This is a genomic window from Glycomyces sp. NPDC021274, assembly GCF_040641195.1.
Taxonomy (GTDB): Bacteria; Actinomycetota; Actinomycetes; order Mycobacteriales; family Micromonosporaceae; genus Glycomyces.
Map to the genome: position 1 here is coordinate 101262 of NZ_JBFADC010000005.1, position 17379 is coordinate 118640.

Below are 17379 nucleotides of genomic sequence, written 5' to 3' on the forward strand. Positions count from 1 at the left end.
CGATGCCGACCTTCCAGCAGTGCCTCGACGCCAACCCCGCCCAGCTCATGACCCTCGGCGCCTCCATCGCCGGGGCCGCCGCGCAGCTGACCCAGCTCGGCGCGACCTACGGCCAGACCGTCGCCGGCCTCGCCGCCTCCTGGCAGGGCAAGGACTACCAGGAACTCGTCAAATGGTCCACAGAGGTCGGTCTGTTCATCGGCCGCAGCGACGCCGCGATGCTCACCTGCGCCGGCGCCCTCGAAGGCACCGGCGCCGCCCTCATGGCCACCTGCTTCGCCATGAAGGCCACCAAGCAGGCCGCCGAAGCCGTCGGCTACAAGGTCCTGCCTACCCCGTTCGTGATCCTCGGCCCCAGCCAGTGGTCCCAGGTCTCCTCGGCCGGACCCGCCGCCCCGGCGGTCCTCGCCGCCTACCAGTCCGGCGCGATCGCGTTCACCACCGCGCTGGTCTCCATGTACACCGCGGTCATCGCCCAGGACACCGCCGGGTACGCGATCATCCGCACCGCCCTCGCCCTGAGCCCGTCGTAGAAAGCCCGGCCCATGACGACGAGCAAGCACGGCAGTCCGCTCCCCAGCAGCAATGCCCGCAAGCCGGTGCACGCCAACGCGACCACACTTGCGACCGCACCGAACTTCCGCCGCACCATCGGAACCCGCGTCGGCTACGGAGAGACGCCGCTCGGACGGCATGTCGCCGACATGCGGCAGGTGCGGCACCGACCGCCGCCGCCCACGCTCGACCCGGGCATGGGCCGAAACATCGCGGCTGCACGGCTCAGCGACGGCAGCGTGATCGACGGCGTGAGCGGCAACCCCCACGGATGCTCCGAGAACGAGATCCAGGGCAAGCTCGACGCGCTCAACAACGGGCGGACACCACCGTTGAAGATCGAGGAGCTCTATACGGAGCGCCAGCCGTGCTGCAACTGCGAGAACCTGATGAACACCAAGCACTCCGGAGCCGACGTGAACTGGACTGTCGAACACTTCGACGTGCCGGGTACGCCCTCTACTCCCGAGGAGGCGAAGGCACTCCGTCAGCTGAAGAACCTCGAAACGGCCGAGCTGAAGCGCGCGGCGTACACGTACCATGGCATCTGATCCCGAACAGCGAGAAGAGGTCCCTCGGTGAGTCTTGACCAGGCGTCCGACGACGAATTGGAACGGGTGCGCGGCCTGGTGGCGGACGCGTTGGAGTCGGCGGGCATCCGCTGGCAGTTGCATGAGAAGCCGCAGTCGTACGCGGTCGCGCAAGTGACCATCGACTACGGCCGGGACTCCGGCCGCGGCGTGTTCGTCTCCTGGGAGCAGAGCCTCGCCGAGCACGAGTCGCTCATGCGCCTCGTCCGCGAAGGCGACCACATGAACCCGCGCATCCTCGCCGCAGACGACGAGGCCCAAGCAGTCAACGCGCGGCTCCAGGCGGCGCTGCGCGCGGCCGGCATCGAATCCGAGGACGCCGAGAACGACTTCGCCCCCTACCTGCTGCGAATCGTCTCCGCCCCGGGCACCGCCTAGTACCCGGCCACGACTGGAGCTCCACATGACCCCCGCTGAAGACCCCAAGCCGTTCGAGTTCGCGGTGCCCGAGGACTACGAGCGGCACATCGACGAGGCGCGGGCCGCGCTCGACGTCGTGCCCCGCAACGAGAACTGGGAGAACGCCCAGCGCGTCCTCGCCGACCCGCCCAGCCGTGAAGCGATCGAGGCCGCACAGCGCGAAGCCGCCGAGGCCATGGCGATGCTCGCCGCGTTCCAGCAGGCCCGCCACACCGGCTACGACCCCGACCAGACCACCAAGGTCGTCATCGACGCCGCCGGGGAACTGCGCGAACTCGAATTCGGCGTCGACGCCGTCCGCCTGGGCAACCACGGCCTCGCCGACGCCATCGGCCTCGCCTGGGCCGCGGCACAGGACGCGCGCGCCGAGAGCCAAGGCGACTACACCTCGCGCACCGGCGCGCTCGGCGGCGGCAACACCCCCGCCGAGCAGGTGCTCGCCGACATCGAGTTCGCCCTCAGCGCCCGCGAGCACGAGCGCTTCGGGGCCACCACCGAGGACGGGCTCACCAAACTCGCCGTCAACCTGCGCGGACGCCTCACCGAGGTGGTGTTCCTGCAGAACAACGTCCTCAACCTCACCGACCGCCACACCCTCGCCGAACAGCTCACCGCCGCCGTGCAGCGGGCGCAGTCGGACGCGGCGGCCGTCGTCGGCGAGATCGGCGCCGCCCACTACGCCCGGTTGGGATAGCGCCCGCCGCGGCGGTGAGCTGCTCTAACGGCCGCCCCTACCGCTCGTGCAGCGGTGCGCTCCGCACGCGTTTGTTCGGTATTGTCATGGTGACGTCCACCGAAGTGAGCCGCCGCTGTGACCGATCCCGGCCAGACTTTCACCGACATCGATGAATATGTGACGCTGCGCCTCGACGACGACAAGATCATCGTCGCGGTGACGGCCGCCGGTTTCCGCCAACCCCCGAGCACCATCGCACGCCTGGTCACCGAACTCGCCGCCCGGCTGCCCCGCCCCGGCGCCGAAGCCGACGCCGCGGTCGCCAACGGCATCAAGGCCATCGGCGAACTCCAGGACGCCGCCGCCACCGGCGGCTACGAGGCCTTCGCCGCCATGATGCGCGGGCGCCTCGGCATCGGCGGCGTCGCCAGCCCGATCGGCCCCAACACCCTCAGCCGCGACCCCGAGCACGACCGCGCCCTCGCCGGCCACCTCGACGGCGTCCTCAAGACCATGCGCGCCGCCCAGACCGCCCGCACCGGGCCCGCCGCCGACCGCGACCACCTCGACGTCAAAGTCCACAGCGACGAAGGCGACCTCAGCGTCACCGCCAGCGCCGAACGCGCCGTCGCCGCCGTCTGGATCGGACCCACCGCCCGCCAGCGGGGCCTCGACGGCCTCGGCCGGGCGCTCACCGACCTCATCGCCCGCGCCCGCGACGAACTGCGCCGCGCAGCAGAGCAGCGCGCCCGGGACACCCTCCCCGCCGACCTCGCCCGCAAGACCGAGCAGGCCCCCGCCGCCGCCGACCGCGCCACCCGCGCCGCCGGGGACATGGCCGAACGCGTCCAGCAGCTCAGCGACAGCATCCAGCGAAAGGCAGGACCCCGATGACCCGCGTCTTCGACAGCGAATTCGTCCGGCAGCTCGGCGCCGACATCGAGGCCAAGGTGGTCCCGATCCTGGAGAGCACCGACGAGTACCTCCAGGTCATGAGCGAGATCGACCGCGGCCTCTACACCACCGTCACCCTCCCCATGGCCGCCGCCTACTCCATCGCCACGTCCACCGTCACCGAGTCCATGGCCGGAGCCGCCGCATGCTTCCGCGAGGTCAACGCCGCACTTGACGCGTGCGCGCAGGATATGGACGACACCGACGAAGCCTGCGCCACCGCGTTCGGCGCGAACGGATAGGAGCGGGCGACCATGTCAACGGGGCAGAGCATCATGGAGGCCGGGGAGGCGATGGCCGGTGAGTACAACGCCGTCATCAAGGGCTGCGCCATCGGCATCGCCGCGCCCGCCATCGCCTTCGGGCTCTCCACGCAGGCGCTCGCCACCGTCGTCTACCTCAACCAGTGCAACCCCGGCGACATCATGAAAGGCGCCGGCGCCTGGATCGCCTTGGCGGAGAAGAACCTCGAAGCGGTCGAAGCGCTCCAGGCCGAGGTCGACAAGGTCGACGACGAGCACTGGTCGGGCGCCGACGCCGAAGCGTTCAAAGCCGCCTCCGGGGACGTGAAGGCCCAGCTCACCCAGCTCGCCGTCAACGCCTACCTCGTCGGCGCGCAGCTGCTCGCGTTCGCGGTGATGCTCACCGTCTTCTGGATGTTCCTCACCGCCGCCACCGCCATCATGGCCGTCTACTTCGGCGCGTACATCGCGGCCCTGTCGGGCGTCGTCAGCGCCGTCGGCGCCCCCGCGATCATGGCCAGCGCGAACGTCACGGCCGCCTCCCTGCTGGCCACCGCCAAGAGCTTCGAGGCCACCCTCATTTCCATCTCGACCGGGTGCGCGGCGATCACCGGTGCGATGTCGGTGTTCACGTTCGCGTTCCAGAAGTCCCAGGGCAACCCGGTCTCGCCGCTCGACATCGCCGGCGCGGGCCTGGCCAACATGCTCGAGGGCCTGCTCGTGTACGGCATCAACGCCGCCACGATGACCTCGGGCGGGCGGCACGCCACGGGGGCGCTGGCCAGCGGCTGGGCGCTCGCGGGGCACCTCACCCAGGCCGCCTCGACGTTCTTCCCCGCGTACAAGGGCGAGGACGACGGATGGGAGGCCGGGTTCGACGGCGGCGGGCCGCTGCTCGGCGTCCCCGACTCGGCGCTCAACTGGCTGTGGGAGGACAACGCGCCCGAGTCGATGAAGAACCCCGAAGACCTGGACTGGTCCTGATGCGCACCGGGAGCCCTTCGTTCCGGCCGCCGCGGCCGGGCTGGGAGATCGCCCGCATCGGCGAGCCGCGCCCGGCGGACGGCGGCGTGCTGGACCTGCGGGTCGGCCACTGCGGCGGCGCGACCGACAAGACGCCGGCCCAAGCGGCGGTGAACATCTCGGAGCGCCGGAAGGCGGGCGACCCGATCGCCGTCTGGAGCGACCTGCGGTCGAGCCTCGTCCCGGTCGTGCTCGTCGACGGCACGCCGGTCGCGACCGGCTGGGGCCGCATCGAACTGCCGCTCCCCGCGGGCCGGCACCTGATCGAGGTGCAGAGCCAGCACTCGCGCACGTGGCGGGCGTTCGACATCGCGGCGGGGAAGGCCACGAAGCTCGACTACATCGGGATGCTCGGCGAAGCGCACCGGGCGTACGGCGAAGCGGAGCTGCGGTGGAACCTCCAGGGCCTGCACGGGCACACGGTGGGGCCGCGCGGGCGTCTGAACTACTTCCAGTACCTGCCCGCGAACGCCAAGGAGCGCAAAAGCTTCCTCGCTTTCATGCTCGCGGCGCTCGTAGGCGCGACGCTCTCGGCCGCGCTCGCGTACGCGGGCGTCCCGGCCGGCATCGCGATCCCGGCGGGCGCCGTCATCTGGGCGAGCGCCCTGGCGGCGTGGGGGATCAGGGTCCTGTGGACGCACCTGCGGTACAACCGGCTCGCGCCCGAAGCGCCGCTCGACACGCGCCCGTTCACCCGCGGCACGGCCGCGCCGCTCGTGCTCGACGCCGACGGGGACCTGCCCGAACTGGGGCCGGGGGCGGCGGCGGTGCTCCTCGACGCGCGGTTCCTGAAGGCCGACCTCGCCTCCGACGAGCTGGCGCTGCAGCTGCCCGAAGGCCAGGACCGCATCGACGGGAAGCAGGCCAAGGCGTTCAACGCGGTCGGCGAGGTCGTCCCGATCCGGCACCGGTACGCCGTGCCGCCGCCGGAGGTCCTGCTCGACGGGGTCGCCTTGGGGGCCTTCTGGACCCGCATGTGGCTCGCGGTGCCGCCCGGGACGCACCGGCTCGAGGTGCGCACGCCGGCCGCGCCGCTCCCGGTCGAAGGGCGGGCGCATCAGCCGCACACCGCCGTCGCCACGGTCAACGTCGACGCGGGCGAGGTCGCCCGGGTCGACCTCTCGGTCACGGTGACCGCGGTGCCCGACCCGCTGCGTCCCGTGCTGCACCTCTGGCACTGCCGCATCGACCGGCTCGGCCCCGCCGCGGCGCACGAGGCGCCCGCCGTTCCGAGGGCCGACGTCCGCGGCGGCCTGCGCCGCGCCGTCACGGGCCGGTACTGGGAGACCAAAGACGACATTCCTCCCACGCGGTGATCACGGTCTTTCGCGAGGTTCCATCGATGGCGCCTTGTTGCTACCGTGAACCCGTCCGGTCACCCCTGAAGCCGCGAGGTGCGTATCGATGAGCGACAACTCGAGTGCGTCCTACCCTGGACTCGACGCCGCCGCGCCGGCCATGGGTGCCCCCGCGTTCGGCAGTGCCGCGCCGCCCGCGGCGCCTCCGCCGCCCCCGCCTCCCGCTGACGAGACGGTCGCCCCGCCGGTGGCCGAGGAGAGCCTCCCCGCTGGCCGCACGCCCTGCTCGAACCCCAACTGCGGCAACCCGACCGAGCACCCCGCCGAACTGGACTGGCAGCAGCTCGTCTCGGCCGTGCCCGTCACGGGCCAGCTGTACCGCCTGCGCCCCAAGGAAGCCGGGATGGCGTTCCCGACCGAGGCCGACTTCCGCGCGGCCGTCGCCGCCGTGCGGCCCGAGCGCGCCGACGCGCACTCGCTCGAGCACCTGCGCAACGCCTGGAGCGAGAACGTGACCGGGCGGATCGCCGACTGGTCCGAGCAGATCAAGTCCAACCTGAACGAGCTCGCCGAAGGCTGGTCGGGCACCGACTTCGAGGCCTTCGAGGCCACATGCACGCAGACGCGCGAACTCGTCGACGACCTGGTCGACGACATCGACGCCACCGTCGCCAACCTGCAGTCCACTGAGGAGGCGCTCTACTCGATCCAAGGCGGCAGCTCGGGCGAGATCCCGTACCCCGCACCGCAGTTCTGGATCGACGGCGACTGGCACAGCTGGGTGTCGGTGCATGTGCGGCCCGCGTGGTGGCACGGCGACTGCATCGAGTACACCTGCCAGGACGCCGAGCACGTGCTCGCCCTCGGCGGCGCCGAACCCGAGCTCGCCACCGAGATCATCGACTACATCGACGAGCGCATCCTCCACTACATCGACTACTACGCCAGCCCCGTCAACATCGAGCGCGACGGCCTCGACCCCACGAAGGGCCTCACAGTCGTGGAGGCCAAGGAGCTCGCCGTCGCCGACGCGATGGAGCACTACGGGACCCTCGTCGACCAGAGCTGGGGCGCGTACGACGCCCGCCAAGCAGAGTCCAATGAGGACATTCAGCAGCGGAGCACCGACACCGATGCCGAGGACCGCTCCGTGCGGACCGTGCACAGCGACAAGGAGTACCCGCCGTCCGCCGACCCGGCGTACATGAACCTCGAACCCCCGCCGATGGAGCAGCCCAGCGGCAGCGCGCAGCCCATGGCCAGCGAAGACCCCTCGCTCGACCCGCCCGTCGGCGAGACCCCCGCCGAACCGGTCGACCCAGCGGCGCCCGACGATCCCGCGGAGGACGACGGCGAGGAGCCGAGCGGCGGCCTGGCGAGCGGCGGCGCGGGCACGGGCACCGCGGGCGGCTTCGGCGGAGGAGGCGGCGGCGGTTTCGGCGCTGGTGCCGTACCTGCAAGTGCCACTTCGGGTTCCGGCGCTTCGATGGGCGGCGCCCTCGGCGGCGCGGCCCTCGGCGCGGCAGCGGGCGGTGCCGCGGCCGCCACGGGATCGCGCGGCTCCGCGGCCATGATGAGCGGTGGCGGCGGGGCGGGAGCCGGGCGCGGCATGAACATGGACGACAAGGACCGCGAACCGGACGTCGACCTGGTCGAGGACGAGAACATGTGGGGCTTCGTCAACGAGGACGACGACCCCTACGCTTAACGCACCCCGTCCCTGAAACCTTCGGAAAGGAACCCTGAGATGCCAACGCGCGCTTTCGATCCGGCCGCACTCGAGCGCTACCGGCAGTTCCTCGCCGGACTCCTCGAAGAACTCGAGAACGAGATCATCCCGTCCCTCAGCGACGGCGACCTGAAGAAGGCCCCCGCCTTCGGCACCGCCCCCGGCGCGGCCGAGAACGCCGCCATCGAGTACGCCGACTTCCACGCCACCACCTGGCGAAACCTCCAGTACCTCCGCGGCACCCTCCACGGCCTCATCAACGGCCTCCAAACCGCCATCGACACCGGCGGCACCGTCGACCAGCAGGTCGCCACCGACATCGCGAGCCTCACCGGGGGCGACGACCTCTACGCCTGATCCTGACGCGGCCCAACGCGCATCGCGTGGGGCCCGTGAGTGCTGCTGGGGCACAAGTGATCGTTGAACCCGGACATTTGCCATGTCGGTATATGATGAGTGATCCTCAGATACCACAAGGCAACTGGAGATCACATGTTCGGAGAGGACGCGATTGCGCAGCAACTGGCGGACGCCCGCGCGACACTGAGCACGGCAGTCAGGTCTCCTGAGGACCACCAGATCGAACCAGTGATCGTGGAGGGCGTAGACGGCCTCCTCAAACTGACACTCGGCGTCGAAGGCCGCGTGGACAAGTTCGAGTTCGATCCCCGCATCATGCGCATCGGCTCCGAAGTCCTCTTCGACGAGATCAAGCGAATGGTCAACGCCGCCTTGGACGAACGCGCCGAGGCTCTGGGCACCGACGAACCCGCCCCCGACCTTGAAGCGATCAACGAGTCGGTGGCCGAGATCCAGGACCGGTCGCTGCGCCAGTTCCAGGCCATGAGCGCCTCGATCAGCGAGGTCATGAACAAGCTCCATGGAGGCAGGTAGCCATGCCGAGCTTCGACATCGACCCCGAGACTTTCCGGCAGGCCGCCGACCAACTTGACGCCGCCAAGGACGAAGTCCAGGGTCTCCTCGACCAGTTCACCGGAGCCTTGGAACAGTTCGCCGACGCCTTCGGCGGCGACGAGATCGGCATGCTCGTCGGCATCGCCCACCAGGCTTGCACTGACGCCCTGACCGAGTGCTTCTCGACCAATATCGAAGAGCTGGCCGACTACGCGCAGTGCGTGCGGGAGATGGCCGACAACCACCAGGCCACGGACGACGAGACCGCGCAGATCTTCAACGAGCTCCTCGGCGAACTCGGCACCTGACCCTTCACTCCCGCTCCTCGAGGAGGTATCACCCCCATGGGCCTGCAACTGCCCTCAGAACTCACCGGCCTATTGAGCATGCTCGGCTACGACTTCCCGGAGTCCGATGAGGAGTCGATCTTCAACCTGGCCGGTGAATGGACCGGCATGGCCGACCAGATCACCGGCCGGATCGAGTCGCTCAACAGCGCGGCGTCCACACTGCTGGAGAACAACCTCGGCAAGGAGATCGACGCCTTCAAGGACGAATGGGACGACGCCGAGTCCGCGGTGCGGAACATCGCCGACGCAGCCAACCCGACCAACCTCATCAACATCGGACTGACCATCGCCGCCGGCGTGGTCCTAGCCCTGAAGGTGCAGGTGATCGTCCAACTGGTAATGCTCGCCTTCCAGATCTTCCAGGCGATCGCCACTGCTGCAGTCACCTTCGGCGCCTCGCTCGCACAGATTCCGATCTTCAAGATCATCAGCGGGATCATCATCGACCAGCTCATCGGCATGGCGATCGACATGGTGCTCAATGGCTAGGCAGCGGAACCAGCCGCCGCGACAGGCGACCGAGGCCGGCGGCAAGCTCGTCTCGAAGGTCCTCAAAGACGTGGACGCGTTCCGCACCGGCAAAGGCGGGAGCAGCAAGCCAGATCTCAGTAAGCCGCTCGACAAGAGCAAATACGACAAGCGAATCTTTATCGATCCTAAGAAGTATCCCGAAACAGCCGCCCACATCCGAAAAGCCCAGAACGACGGGCATCCACGGGTCCTCACCAAGGACTCCGCGAACAAGAGTGAGGTGCGGAAGCGGCGCAGAGCAGCGACGAAGGTACTTCCGCCGAAGAAGCGCAACACCGAGGACCGCGACGAGTACCCGTTCGCTTCGACGAAGGAGGGCGGCGAGGGATCGAGCGTCCAGTACGTGAAGTGGGACGACAACCAAGGCGCCGGCAACGAGATCAAGAACCAGTGGGCAGGCGTGCCACAAGGATCTAGGATTTGGGTGGATACGTACGCCAGATCAGGCGGCACCTAGTGACTAACGAAAGGCTCATGTTATGGCGCAGCAGGACTTGGCAGATCTCCTGGCTCAGGGGGGTAGCGCGCTGGGGCCTTCGCTACGGCCTCCGCAGGTTGCAGTCCAGATTCCCGAACCGCTGAAGCCGATGCTCATGCAGAAGAACGGGTTCTACGCCTTTGGTCCGGCGCTCTTCGTTCGTCCATGGGGCGCGAACATCAGCGGAAACTGCCTGTGGTGGAACGCAACGGACACATGGCGTAGGGAGTTTGCCGGGGAAGGCGATGATTTGCTGTTCTTCGCGGAGGACATCTTCGGCTTCCAGTTCGCGATCCATCCGAAGGGCTTTTACCAGTTCGACCCGGAGACAACGGACCGGGAATTCATGGGTAACGACATCTACGAATGGGCTGGCATACTCATGGGTGATCTCGAGTACTTCACAGGTGCCCCGATCGCCGAGCGCTGGCAGGAACTCAACGGTCCTCTACCGGTAGGTAAACGGTTGGCCCCACCTGTTCCGTTCGCATTCGGGGGGGAGTTCGAAGCTGAGCAGCTCGGTGCGATCACCGACGTCGAACTGATGCGCTTCCGTGGCGACATCTACATGCAGACCAAAGACCTTCCGGACGGGGCGAGCATCGAGTTCGAAGCCTAGCCGCTCTGCCAGGTGAAGGCAGCGCGGTCGAATCGTCGAAGCCGGAGATCCTCAGCTCTGATGAACCAGTACAGAGTTCCCGTATCGCCCCAGTGCATCTCGGCCTCGTCATCTTCGGAAATCTGAAGGAGCAGTTGCCATTCGCGGCTGACCTCGATGAAAGCCGGACTTTCGCTGTCTAGTTCGGGATGCCTGCCAACACCCACCTCGTACTCGGGGGCACCTTGGGTCTCGGCCGGATAGCCACCGACTTGATGGAGCGGCTTGTCCCACGGAGCGAGGGCATCGACAAATGCATCGTCGGCCAATTGCCGGGCCGTTTCGGGGTCGTCGAGGTCAAATGTATCGGCGAGAGCGGGACTATCCTCGTCGGGAGCGCTCCAGACGGTTCTTGCATGCAGCGGGACTCGCGAGTAAGGCTGGAGCCCTTCAGGATGCGACCGTGATTCAACCTTCGCATCCTGGTCCAAGTAGAGCACCTGCGCCGCAGCGGAAGTCTCTGGAAGCCGGCCGTTGACGAATGCCTGATCACCGTCGACTTGGCCGTCGAAGTAGAAGAATAGCAACGAGCCGCTGTCGGGCAGTTCGAGATCGGTCCCTCGCAACATTGCGCAATCGAGACCGGCAATGAAGGTGAGAGGTCCATGCCCCGGCCAGCTTGGCCACGGTGCGTCCACCGGAAGCAGGGGCTCGCCGCCTAGCTGACCAGCGATCTTCCCCTTCGCAGAGGCCTCAAGTGTAAGTGCCGGACGCAACAGCGATATCCATTGCCCAGCAAGATTGCTAGGTAGATGTTCTGTTGCGACATCGATGAATGCGGCGCGATCCTCCATGTCTCTAATACTGACATGGCGGTGTGACAGATCCAATTGCACGGTCGGATCGGCCTGAAGTCGACCGCGTTCCTGCGCAAGGAGGAAGCGAGACGCGATCGTGACCGTCTTCGCCGCCTGGGCGACTCCGGGTTGACACCCTCGTCGACTACGAGCTCTACGTGTTCGAAGTCGGCAAGGACCACCGGTCCCGGACCGATCCTGGGAGGGGCTGGGTCCACGGGACTCTTGATCCGAGAGGGTTCTTCGATGCATCCGTGGTCGGACCCAAGTACCCTGAGCTGATCGACGGGATCATCGGATTCGAACCGAGTGCCGATTGAGGCGCCGTGGATGAATGGCGTGACGTCATCCGCCAGATCAGCTGAGGTCCGGCATCGATGCATGACTCGCCGATGCGATCTCTGTTCACTGCGACAGATTCTTGAAACGGGTGCATCATCGGGGTCGAATTCCCTTTCCGCATCATCCCGCGCGTCGGATTCTCCTTCGTGCGCTTCGGGGAGCCCCTCTCGCAGCACCGGCAAGGACTCGGCGAGTTCGAATCATGGCAGCGTGATCCCGCCCGGCCTCGAGAGACCGACCTCTACCTCGACATGCTCATGAGCTTGGACTACGACGACCAGGATCGCCTCGACTACATCGAGGTGATCAACGACGAGGGGCAGATCCTCCTGGACGATCTTCCCATTCTGGCAGCGCCCCTTGGCGAAGTGCTCAGTGGGCTCTCCGCACGCGGGTTCGAGGCGATCGGACCCCGAGTCGGCATGTATGCGATACCCGAGCTGGGACTCCGGTTCGGAACCCGATTCGACGACGAGCGCGAGGTCGAGGTCGTGGAGGGCATGGGCCTGGTACCTGAAGAGACCCAACCGAATTTTCAACGCGGCTAGCAGATGGTTCGTGCTTTGGCATGCTGAGAAGTCGGTAGATGACCGGCCGCGAGTACGACCTGCGTGAAGACGCCCGCAGCCTGGTCACTGGCCAATGGCTCAAGTCGGGCGAGACGTTGCGCGCCTTCGCCCCGACCGGACGCGGGAACTACCGCTCCGAGATTCGCGGATACCCCTCGGCCCCATGGCGGGCCATGACCGCGACCGGGTGGGCGGTGGCGAAACTCGCCAGCCCGCTGGGAATCGTCACCGGCGGCGTCCCGTACTGGAACGAACTGCGACGATTCGAGGGCCACCCGCCAGGTCTCATCGCCTTCGGTGACGGCAGGGCATGCCAGGCCGCCCGCGTCCTCGGCACCGGCCCACGAAAGAGCGGCATCTGGATCCTCACGCGCGAGCGGTTCGGCTTCGCCGCTGTTCGCGTCACTTCGGCCACGAAGAGCCCTGACGGGCTGCGCCGGTCCGGTGACCTGAGCATCGTCCTGGAAGCGCTCATCGAAGTCCCATCAACACAGTTCGACTTTGAGGACCGGGTGACCAGAGGCGACGACACCTACCTCCGCATCCGCTTCCACGACGGCTCCGGGCTCGACCTCCACGCGTTCTCCCGGCGCTGAGCGATGCCGCGAGCGCTAGCGGGTTCTAGGCGCGCGGGCTCGGATGCCATGGTGTGAGCATGGGAATCGACTGGACCGCGGTGTTCAACGCGCTCGTGGTGGCAGCGCTCGCGGCACTTGTCGTCGCCGTCGTCGCGACTTATGGACGACGAGCCCGGATCATCGCCACGCAGGCACACGAGGTTCCGCGATGGGCAGACGAGCACGGGTTCGCACTGCTCGACAACGTCGAGGCGGTTCGCGCCACCGGAAGACGACAGGGGCTTACAGGCAGCAGCGCCAAGCTGTTCGCAGGGATCGCGGCGACGCCGTTCGAGGAGAACGTCAAGCTGCTGCTGCATCGGCCGGCCACCGGTCATTGGGTCGTGCAGCACGGGATCCGGAACGGGAACCCGCGCCGGGCACAACCGCGTACTGCCCTGGGCATGGCACTGGACTACCACTGGGCCGATGCGGTCGCGGTCGGCCTGCCGGGCAATGCCGGGCCACTGCTCATCACCCGCCGCAACCGGATGCGGGCCTCGCTGTGGATCCACCGGCGGTTGCGGCTCGCGACCGGAGACCGGGCGTTCGACCGTGAGTTCGGCGTGGTCGGAGCCGATGCCGGATATGCGGAGATGGTGCTCAGCAAAAGCGTGCGCTCTTGGTTGCTCGAGGCGGAGTTCCCTGCCAAGACGGTGCTGGTGCTCGACGGCGGCTGGTGCTACGCCGCCCGACATGAGCCTTTGCGCCTCGCCACCGTGCCCGACCGCATCGCGCTCGTCACCGGCTTCGTTGAGCGACTGCCAAGGGAGGCTTGGAAAGCGGCGGACCGGTAGCGGTTCACGACTCCGCGAAACCCGACATTCCCGACGCCCGCACGCAGCCCCGGTTCGCCGCATCTGCTGGATTTCGAGGCCTTCTTTCGGGGAAGCACCGGTTGCGGGGCTTTGCTAACCTGAATTCCAAGCTACTAACCTGTCTACTGGAGCCCCCACCTCCCCCGAAGGAGCCCTGATGTCTCAGCGCGAGTTCGATCCGGAAGCTGTCGCCGATTTCCAAAGGATCCTCAAAGCTGACCTCGACTTCATCGAGGAGCAGATCATCCCGCGGATGCGAGACGGCGACCTCAGCTACATGCCGGCGTTCGGGCTCGAAGGAGTCGAGGGGAAGAAGAGCGAGTACCAGACCAGCTTTGCGTCGACCTGGACAGATATACAGAACATCAAAGTGACGATCAAGAAGATGCTGGAAGCGCTCGACGAGATCGTGAAGCAGAACGCGGACACCGAAGACTCCAACGTCACCGAGATCGAGCAGTACCTCAGTGTCGGAGAATCGGTTCCCGCGGAAGCCCCCACGACCAACTACTACGACGAACTGTGATCCGGTCAGTCCGGGCAGAACCTAGAGAGGAACCAGTCCAGGCATGTTCAAGCAGCGTATGAAGGTGTTCTCGGCGGGCCTAGCAGGTACCGCTCTGGTGTTGCTGTCCGGATGCTCGGCCCTGACCGGCGGCGGCGACTCGGACAATGGGGGGGAAACCTCCGAAAGCGGGTTCACTGACGTCACCAATCAGGTCGCGAGCTGGGACATGTGCGAGGTCCTCCCGATCGATCCGATCCGCGACAAGGTTGCAGCGACCGCCTATGCCGAAGGACCGAACCATGTCGGCATGGGTTCGGCGATCGATACTGAGGCTGTCTCGTGCAGAGCTGAGATCGAGGTCCCCGATACGGATGGCACGATCCACTGGATGTCGGTCACTCTCGCGGTGTTCCCTGGACTCTCGACCGAACACGTCGATGACATGTGGGGATTGCGTCAAGACGGCTGGTACAGGGACAACGTCGAAACCAATGCCCGGGACCTCACCGCTGAAGACTTGCTGATTGACAAGGACCTCGAGGGCGATTGGGACCAAGCCCATGCGTATGCCGTCATGGGCACTCAAGGAGAGCGCTCAGGAGAAGCTGGGTCGATGATCGTAGATGCTCGTACCAGCAACTACATCGTCGAAGTGTACTTGACGATTCCGACAGACGCGGAACAAACTGCTGCGGCCCGATATGGACTGAGTCAGGAAGAGATCGACGCGCGTACTGCACTCGCATTCGATCGGACTGAACTGGTCAATTGGGTTGCCGACGAGTACATCTACACGATGTTCGAAGCAGTCAGTAGCCAGCTCGAATCCTGATCTGAAGGAGCCCCCCAATGGCGGAAGAAGAGATCGAGACCCATGAGGGTCCGGCAGAGCACGAAGCGAAGCATTACCAGCAGACCACCCGTTGCCATGCCGATGGCTGTTCGCTCGGGAGAGCCCAGGCTGACACCGACTGGGAATCCTTGATGGCCGGTGTCTATCAGGATGGGACGAGCTTCAAGCTCGAAAACTCCGGGCACCGGTATGCGGCACCAGACGAGGCAACATTCCAGGCCGTTCTCGCTGCGGTTCGACCAAGCGAAAAACACGCGATCTACCCCATGATCGAAGCGTGGAAGCAGGTCGGCAAGGACCTCACCGATTTCGAAGAGCGCCACAAGTACAACATTGAGCAGCTCTCGAAGTTCTGGACCGGTGATGACTTCGACTCCTTCAGCGATACCAATGATGAGCTGAAGACGCTGATCTTTGACACGGTCGATAAAATCGATAGTGTCGCGACCTCGTTGGAACAAGCAGGGCAGGAAATCTATGCCCAGCAAGGTGGCGACAGCGGGCACATTCCCTTCCCCGAACCGCAGTACTACGTCAAGAACGGCGGCTGCGGTGACGCCAAGATCCACTTCCGTCCCCCGTGGCACTCCGGTGACTGCGAGATCATGGACGACGAGAAGGCGGCTTTCTGGTTCGGTGGTGGCGCTGCCGACGGTGGTACCGGCGACGGGAACACCAACTGGGGCGAGGAAATGTTCGTCTCGGCCAACGAATGGCGAGAGGGCCGCGTCAACTACCTCGTTCAGAACGGCATGGACCAGGCTGAAGCCCAGTCCATTGCGGAGAGCGAGCTCGACGACTGGATCTTCTACGAGCGCGAAGACGTGGCCGAGGCGCTCAAATCCGCTTCCGAGCGCACGGCCGACGACATCAACACTCGCAAGACCAACCAGGAAACCGGCGTCAACGAGACCGACTACGACGCAACCCCGGGCAAGCCCCCGGAGATCGTCGCCGGTGAGGAACTGGAGCAGCCGCCGAACCTGACCAACCCGTCCCCGCCTGGGTCGCCGAGTATTCCCGGTGGCATGGGCGACATGCCTTCGGCCAAGCCGCCGGGGGACTTCTCGAGCGACCTCGGCACGCCTGACTCGCCCCCCGGGCTCGGCTCGGGCACCGGTGGCGGTCTCGGCAACGGCACCTACAACCCCGGCATCGACACCGGCGGTCTCGATTCCGACAACCCGTGGGACTCCAACGTTCCCGACCCTGACGACATCTCCGGCGGCCTGGCCTCCGGCGGCGGTCTCAGCGGTGGTGGACTCGGTGGCGGCGGGCTCCCCGGCGGCGGCGGACCTGGTGGCGGCCTCGGTGGCGGTGCCGGTGCCGGCGGCGGTCTTGGCGGCGGCATGGGTGCCGGTATGGGCGGCATGATGGGCGGCGCCGGTGGCGGACGCGGAGCCGGCGCAGGTGCCGGTGGCGGCCGTGGTGCCGGCGGTCGCGGTGCCGGTGGCCCCAAGGGCATGGGCAAAGGCATGGGCGGCGGTATGGGCGGCATGATGGGCGGCGCCGGTGGCGGACGCGGCATGGGCGGCCAAGGTGAAGGCGAGCAAGAGGCCGGCACCTGGCTGACCGAGGACGAGGACGTCTGGGGCATCGGCAACGAAGAAGAAGACCCCTACTCGTAAATCGATTCCGGGCCGGACGATGACCACATCGTCCGGCCCGCTTTCTATACCTGATGGAAAGCGCGACGAGCTGATAGGCACTGCGGCCCTGCCGGAGCAGAACCTCGCCGCTCCCGGCGGGGCAGGAGCGCTCAACACGGCGACTGGGTCGTATCCGATTGCGAAGGAGCACAACATGGTCGAGATGCTGCTCGAAGGGCTCATGAACGCCGGTGTCGATTCGGTCGACCAGCGCCTTCATGCTCGCCGCACGGCTCGGTTCGCGGAGAAGGCGGGGCTGCGCTACGACGCGGCCGTGCAGGCGCCGCACATGGCCCGGGCCTTCGGTGAGATCGGTTCGGGTCCGCTGCGGAATGTGGTCTCCGGGCAGATCGACGGCGGGCACGCGATCGCCTGGGAGCGGGTCGTCAAGGTGCCGCTCGGTGAGGACCACGTCCAGTACCAGAGCCTGCATCCGGGCGGTGCGTTCGTCGCGGTTCCGCTGCAGCGACCGCGTCCGGCCGTTGTCGTGCGGCAGTGGGTGCCGGTGGTGACGAGCGATGAATGCGGTTGGCTCGCAGGGGGATCCAGGGTGCACCTGCAGGATCCGACGGCCGAGCGGCTGGTTCGGGTCTCGGCCGTCGACCATGCTTTCGCCCGGCATCTCATCGACGAACGCGGGCTGCTCGCGAAGCCCCGTCGTTCCTGGGCGGTGCTGGGCGGTTGGGCGGTCTCGTTCGGGGACCGGATCCGTCGGCGCGGGAAGCGCGGACTGCACGCGGAGGTCGCGTTCCTTCGTGAGTTGGCGGGCCGCTGCGACCGGATGTGAAGGACTACCGGGAGCTTGCT

The 17379-nt window shown here is 66.9% G+C and carries 23 protein-coding genes; 22 read left to right on the forward strand and 1 reads right to left on the reverse strand.

Features of this window, described 5'->3' with window-relative positions:
* Positions 1 to 2 precede the first annotated feature (2 nt).
* The 15 genes from AB0I03_RS13515 to AB0I03_RS13585 all read left to right on the forward strand — a co-directional run bounded on the left by AB0I03_RS13515 (position 3) and on the right by AB0I03_RS13585 (position 10380).
* Positions 3 to 533 (forward strand): hypothetical protein, encoded by a 531-nt coding sequence (locus tag AB0I03_RS13515; RefSeq protein WP_360411404.1) that lies wholly within the window; start codon positions 3 to 5, stop codon positions 531 to 533.
* A gap of 12 nt (positions 534 to 545) precedes the next feature.
* Positions 546 to 1106 carry a nucleic acid/nucleotide deaminase domain-containing protein gene (locus AB0I03_RS13520; RefSeq protein ID WP_360411407.1) on the forward strand — a complete coding sequence of 187 codons (561 nt, stop codon included), beginning with the start codon at positions 546 to 548 and terminating at the stop codon, positions 1104 to 1106.
* A 27-nt stretch (positions 1107 to 1133) separates the two neighbouring features.
* On the forward strand, positions 1134 to 1523 hold the full coding sequence (locus AB0I03_RS13525) for a hypothetical protein (RefSeq protein ID WP_360411410.1): 390 nt from the start codon (positions 1134 to 1136) through the stop codon (positions 1521 to 1523).
* A gap of 25 nt (positions 1524 to 1548) precedes the next feature.
* A complete protein-coding gene (locus AB0I03_RS13530; RefSeq protein ID WP_360411413.1) occupies positions 1549 to 2259 on the forward strand; it encodes a hypothetical protein in 711 nt (236 codons plus the stop codon).
* 117 nt (positions 2260 to 2376) lie between these two features.
* Positions 2377 to 3135: a hypothetical protein gene (locus AB0I03_RS13535; RefSeq protein WP_360411416.1), complete on the forward strand. Its 759-nt coding sequence runs from the start codon at positions 2377 to 2379 to the stop codon at positions 3133 to 3135.
* The gene (locus AB0I03_RS13540) at positions 3132 to 3437 is read left to right on the forward strand and encodes a hypothetical protein (RefSeq protein WP_360411419.1); all 306 of its coding nucleotides are present in this window, start codon (positions 3132 to 3134) and stop codon (positions 3435 to 3437) included. Before AB0I03_RS13535 ends, AB0I03_RS13540 begins: the two co-directional genes overlap by 4 nt.
* A gap of 12 nt (positions 3438 to 3449) precedes the next feature.
* Complete coding sequence (locus AB0I03_RS13545; RefSeq protein WP_360411422.1) at positions 3450 to 4421, forward strand: hypothetical protein; 972 nt, start codon at positions 3450 to 3452, stop codon at positions 4419 to 4421.
* Positions 4421 to 5776: a hypothetical protein gene (locus AB0I03_RS13550; RefSeq protein WP_360411425.1), complete on the forward strand. Its 1356-nt coding sequence runs from the start codon at positions 4421 to 4423 to the stop codon at positions 5774 to 5776. The genes AB0I03_RS13545 and AB0I03_RS13550 overlap by 1 nt, the downstream gene beginning before the upstream one ends.
* Before the next feature lie 88 nt (positions 5777 to 5864).
* Positions 5865 to 7466 (forward strand): hypothetical protein, encoded by a 1602-nt coding sequence (locus AB0I03_RS13555; protein ID WP_360411428.1) that lies wholly within the window; start codon positions 5865 to 5867, stop codon positions 7464 to 7466.
* Between the two features lie 39 nt (positions 7467 to 7505).
* The gene (locus AB0I03_RS13560; protein WP_360411430.1) at positions 7506 to 7844 is read left to right on the forward strand and encodes a hypothetical protein; all 339 of its coding nucleotides are present in this window, start codon (positions 7506 to 7508) and stop codon (positions 7842 to 7844) included.
* 135 nt (positions 7845 to 7979) lie between these two features.
* Positions 7980 to 8381 (forward strand): hypothetical protein, encoded by a 402-nt coding sequence (locus tag AB0I03_RS13565; RefSeq protein ID WP_360411433.1) that lies wholly within the window; start codon positions 7980 to 7982, stop codon positions 8379 to 8381.
* A gap of 2 nt (positions 8382 to 8383) precedes the next feature.
* Positions 8384 to 8710, forward strand: a complete 327-nt coding sequence (locus AB0I03_RS13570) for a hypothetical protein (RefSeq protein ID WP_360411436.1) — start codon at positions 8384 to 8386, stop codon at positions 8708 to 8710.
* A 36-nt stretch (positions 8711 to 8746) separates the two neighbouring features.
* A complete protein-coding gene (locus tag AB0I03_RS13575; protein WP_360411439.1) occupies positions 8747 to 9241 on the forward strand; it encodes a hypothetical protein in 495 nt (164 codons plus the stop codon).
* Positions 9234 to 9740, forward strand: coding sequence for a NucA/NucB deoxyribonuclease domain-containing protein (locus AB0I03_RS13580; protein ID WP_360411442.1), 507 nt, complete (start codon positions 9234 to 9236; stop codon positions 9738 to 9740). The genes AB0I03_RS13575 and AB0I03_RS13580 overlap by 8 nt, the downstream gene beginning before the upstream one ends.
* Before the next feature lie 22 nt (positions 9741 to 9762).
* Positions 9763 to 10380 (forward strand): SMI1/KNR4 family protein, encoded by a 618-nt coding sequence (locus tag AB0I03_RS13585; protein WP_360411444.1) that lies wholly within the window; start codon positions 9763 to 9765, stop codon positions 10378 to 10380.
* Here AB0I03_RS13585 and AB0I03_RS13590 read toward each other — a convergent pair.
* Positions 10377 to 11213, reverse strand: coding sequence for a YwqG family protein (locus AB0I03_RS13590; protein ID WP_360411447.1), 837 nt, complete (start codon positions 11211 to 11213; stop codon positions 10377 to 10379). The two genes, AB0I03_RS13585 and AB0I03_RS13590, sit on opposite strands and share 4 nt — an antisense overlap.
* 608 nt (positions 11214 to 11821) lie before the next feature.
* On the opposite strand from AB0I03_RS13590, the gene AB0I03_RS13595 reads away from it, so the two are divergent.
* From AB0I03_RS13595 to AB0I03_RS13625, 7 genes are all read left to right on the forward strand, one after another.
* On the forward strand, positions 11822 to 12106 hold the full coding sequence (locus AB0I03_RS13595; RefSeq protein WP_360411450.1) for a hypothetical protein: 285 nt from the start codon (positions 11822 to 11824) through the stop codon (positions 12104 to 12106).
* A gap of 38 nt (positions 12107 to 12144) precedes the next feature.
* Positions 12145 to 12723 (forward strand): hypothetical protein, encoded by a 579-nt coding sequence (locus tag AB0I03_RS13600; RefSeq protein WP_360411453.1) that lies wholly within the window; start codon positions 12145 to 12147, stop codon positions 12721 to 12723.
* 59 nt (positions 12724 to 12782) lie between these two features.
* Positions 12783 to 13541 carry a hypothetical protein gene (locus tag AB0I03_RS13605; RefSeq protein ID WP_360411456.1) on the forward strand — a complete coding sequence of 253 codons (759 nt, stop codon included), beginning with the start codon at positions 12783 to 12785 and terminating at the stop codon, positions 13539 to 13541.
* Between the two features lie 178 nt (positions 13542 to 13719).
* Positions 13720 to 14088, forward strand: a complete 369-nt coding sequence (locus tag AB0I03_RS13610) for a hypothetical protein (RefSeq protein WP_360411459.1) — start codon at positions 13720 to 13722, stop codon at positions 14086 to 14088.
* A 43-nt stretch (positions 14089 to 14131) separates the two neighbouring features.
* A complete protein-coding gene (locus AB0I03_RS13615; protein WP_360411462.1) occupies positions 14132 to 14902 on the forward strand; it encodes a hypothetical protein in 771 nt (256 codons plus the stop codon).
* A gap of 17 nt (positions 14903 to 14919) precedes the next feature.
* On the forward strand, positions 14920 to 16551 hold the full coding sequence (locus AB0I03_RS13620; protein WP_360411465.1) for a hypothetical protein: 1632 nt from the start codon (positions 14920 to 14922) through the stop codon (positions 16549 to 16551).
* Positions 16552 to 16726: 175 nt separating this feature from the next.
* Positions 16727 to 17359: a hypothetical protein gene (locus tag AB0I03_RS13625; RefSeq protein WP_360411468.1), complete on the forward strand. Its 633-nt coding sequence runs from the start codon at positions 16727 to 16729 to the stop codon at positions 17357 to 17359.
* The last annotated feature ends 20 nt before the right edge of the window (positions 17360 to 17379 follow it).

Coding starts and splice junctions, on each gene's coding strand:
- AB0I03_RS13550 (WP_360411425.1), top strand. CDS start 4,421: ATGCGCACCGGGAGCCCTTCGTTCCGGCCGCCGCGGCCGGGCTGGGAG.
- AB0I03_RS13605 (WP_360411456.1), top strand. CDS start 12,783: ATGGGAATCGACTGGACCGCGGTGTTCAACGCGCTCGTGGTGGCAGCG.
- AB0I03_RS13625 (WP_360411468.1), top strand. CDS start 16,727: ATGGTCGAGATGCTGCTCGAAGGGCTCATGAACGCCGGTGTCGATTCG.
- AB0I03_RS13575 (WP_360411439.1), top strand. CDS start 8,747: ATGGGCCTGCAACTGCCCTCAGAACTCACCGGCCTATTGAGCATGCTC.
- AB0I03_RS13600 (WP_360411453.1), top strand. CDS start 12,145: ATGACCGGCCGCGAGTACGACCTGCGTGAAGACGCCCGCAGCCTGGTC.
- AB0I03_RS13580 (WP_360411442.1), top strand. CDS start 9,234: ATGGCTAGGCAGCGGAACCAGCCGCCGCGACAGGCGACCGAGGCCGGC.
- AB0I03_RS13555 (WP_360411428.1), top strand. CDS start 5,865: ATGAGCGACAACTCGAGTGCGTCCTACCCTGGACTCGACGCCGCCGCG.
- AB0I03_RS13570 (WP_360411436.1), top strand. CDS start 8,384: ATGCCGAGCTTCGACATCGACCCCGAGACTTTCCGGCAGGCCGCCGAC.
- AB0I03_RS13540 (WP_360411419.1), top strand. CDS start 3,132: ATGACCCGCGTCTTCGACAGCGAATTCGTCCGGCAGCTCGGCGCCGAC.
- AB0I03_RS13560 (WP_360411430.1), top strand. CDS start 7,506: ATGCCAACGCGCGCTTTCGATCCGGCCGCACTCGAGCGCTACCGGCAG.
- AB0I03_RS13610 (WP_360411459.1), top strand. CDS start 13,720: ATGTCTCAGCGCGAGTTCGATCCGGAAGCTGTCGCCGATTTCCAAAGG.
- AB0I03_RS13545 (WP_360411422.1), top strand. CDS start 3,450: ATGTCAACGGGGCAGAGCATCATGGAGGCCGGGGAGGCGATGGCCGGT.
- AB0I03_RS13565 (WP_360411433.1), top strand. CDS start 7,980: ATGTTCGGAGAGGACGCGATTGCGCAGCAACTGGCGGACGCCCGCGCG.
- AB0I03_RS13515 (WP_360411404.1), top strand. CDS start 3: ATGCCGACCTTCCAGCAGTGCCTCGACGCCAACCCCGCCCAGCTCATG.
- AB0I03_RS13590 (WP_360411447.1), bottom strand. CDS start 11,213: ATGGAGGATCGCGCCGCATTCATCGATGTCGCAACAGAACATCTACCT.
- AB0I03_RS13620 (WP_360411465.1), top strand. CDS start 14,920: ATGGCGGAAGAAGAGATCGAGACCCATGAGGGTCCGGCAGAGCACGAA.
- AB0I03_RS13530 (WP_360411413.1), top strand. CDS start 1,549: ATGACCCCCGCTGAAGACCCCAAGCCGTTCGAGTTCGCGGTGCCCGAG.
- AB0I03_RS13585 (WP_360411444.1), top strand. CDS start 9,763: ATGGCGCAGCAGGACTTGGCAGATCTCCTGGCTCAGGGGGGTAGCGCG.
- AB0I03_RS13615 (WP_360411462.1), top strand. CDS start 14,132: ATGTTCAAGCAGCGTATGAAGGTGTTCTCGGCGGGCCTAGCAGGTACC.
- AB0I03_RS13520 (WP_360411407.1), top strand. CDS start 546: ATGACGACGAGCAAGCACGGCAGTCCGCTCCCCAGCAGCAATGCCCGC.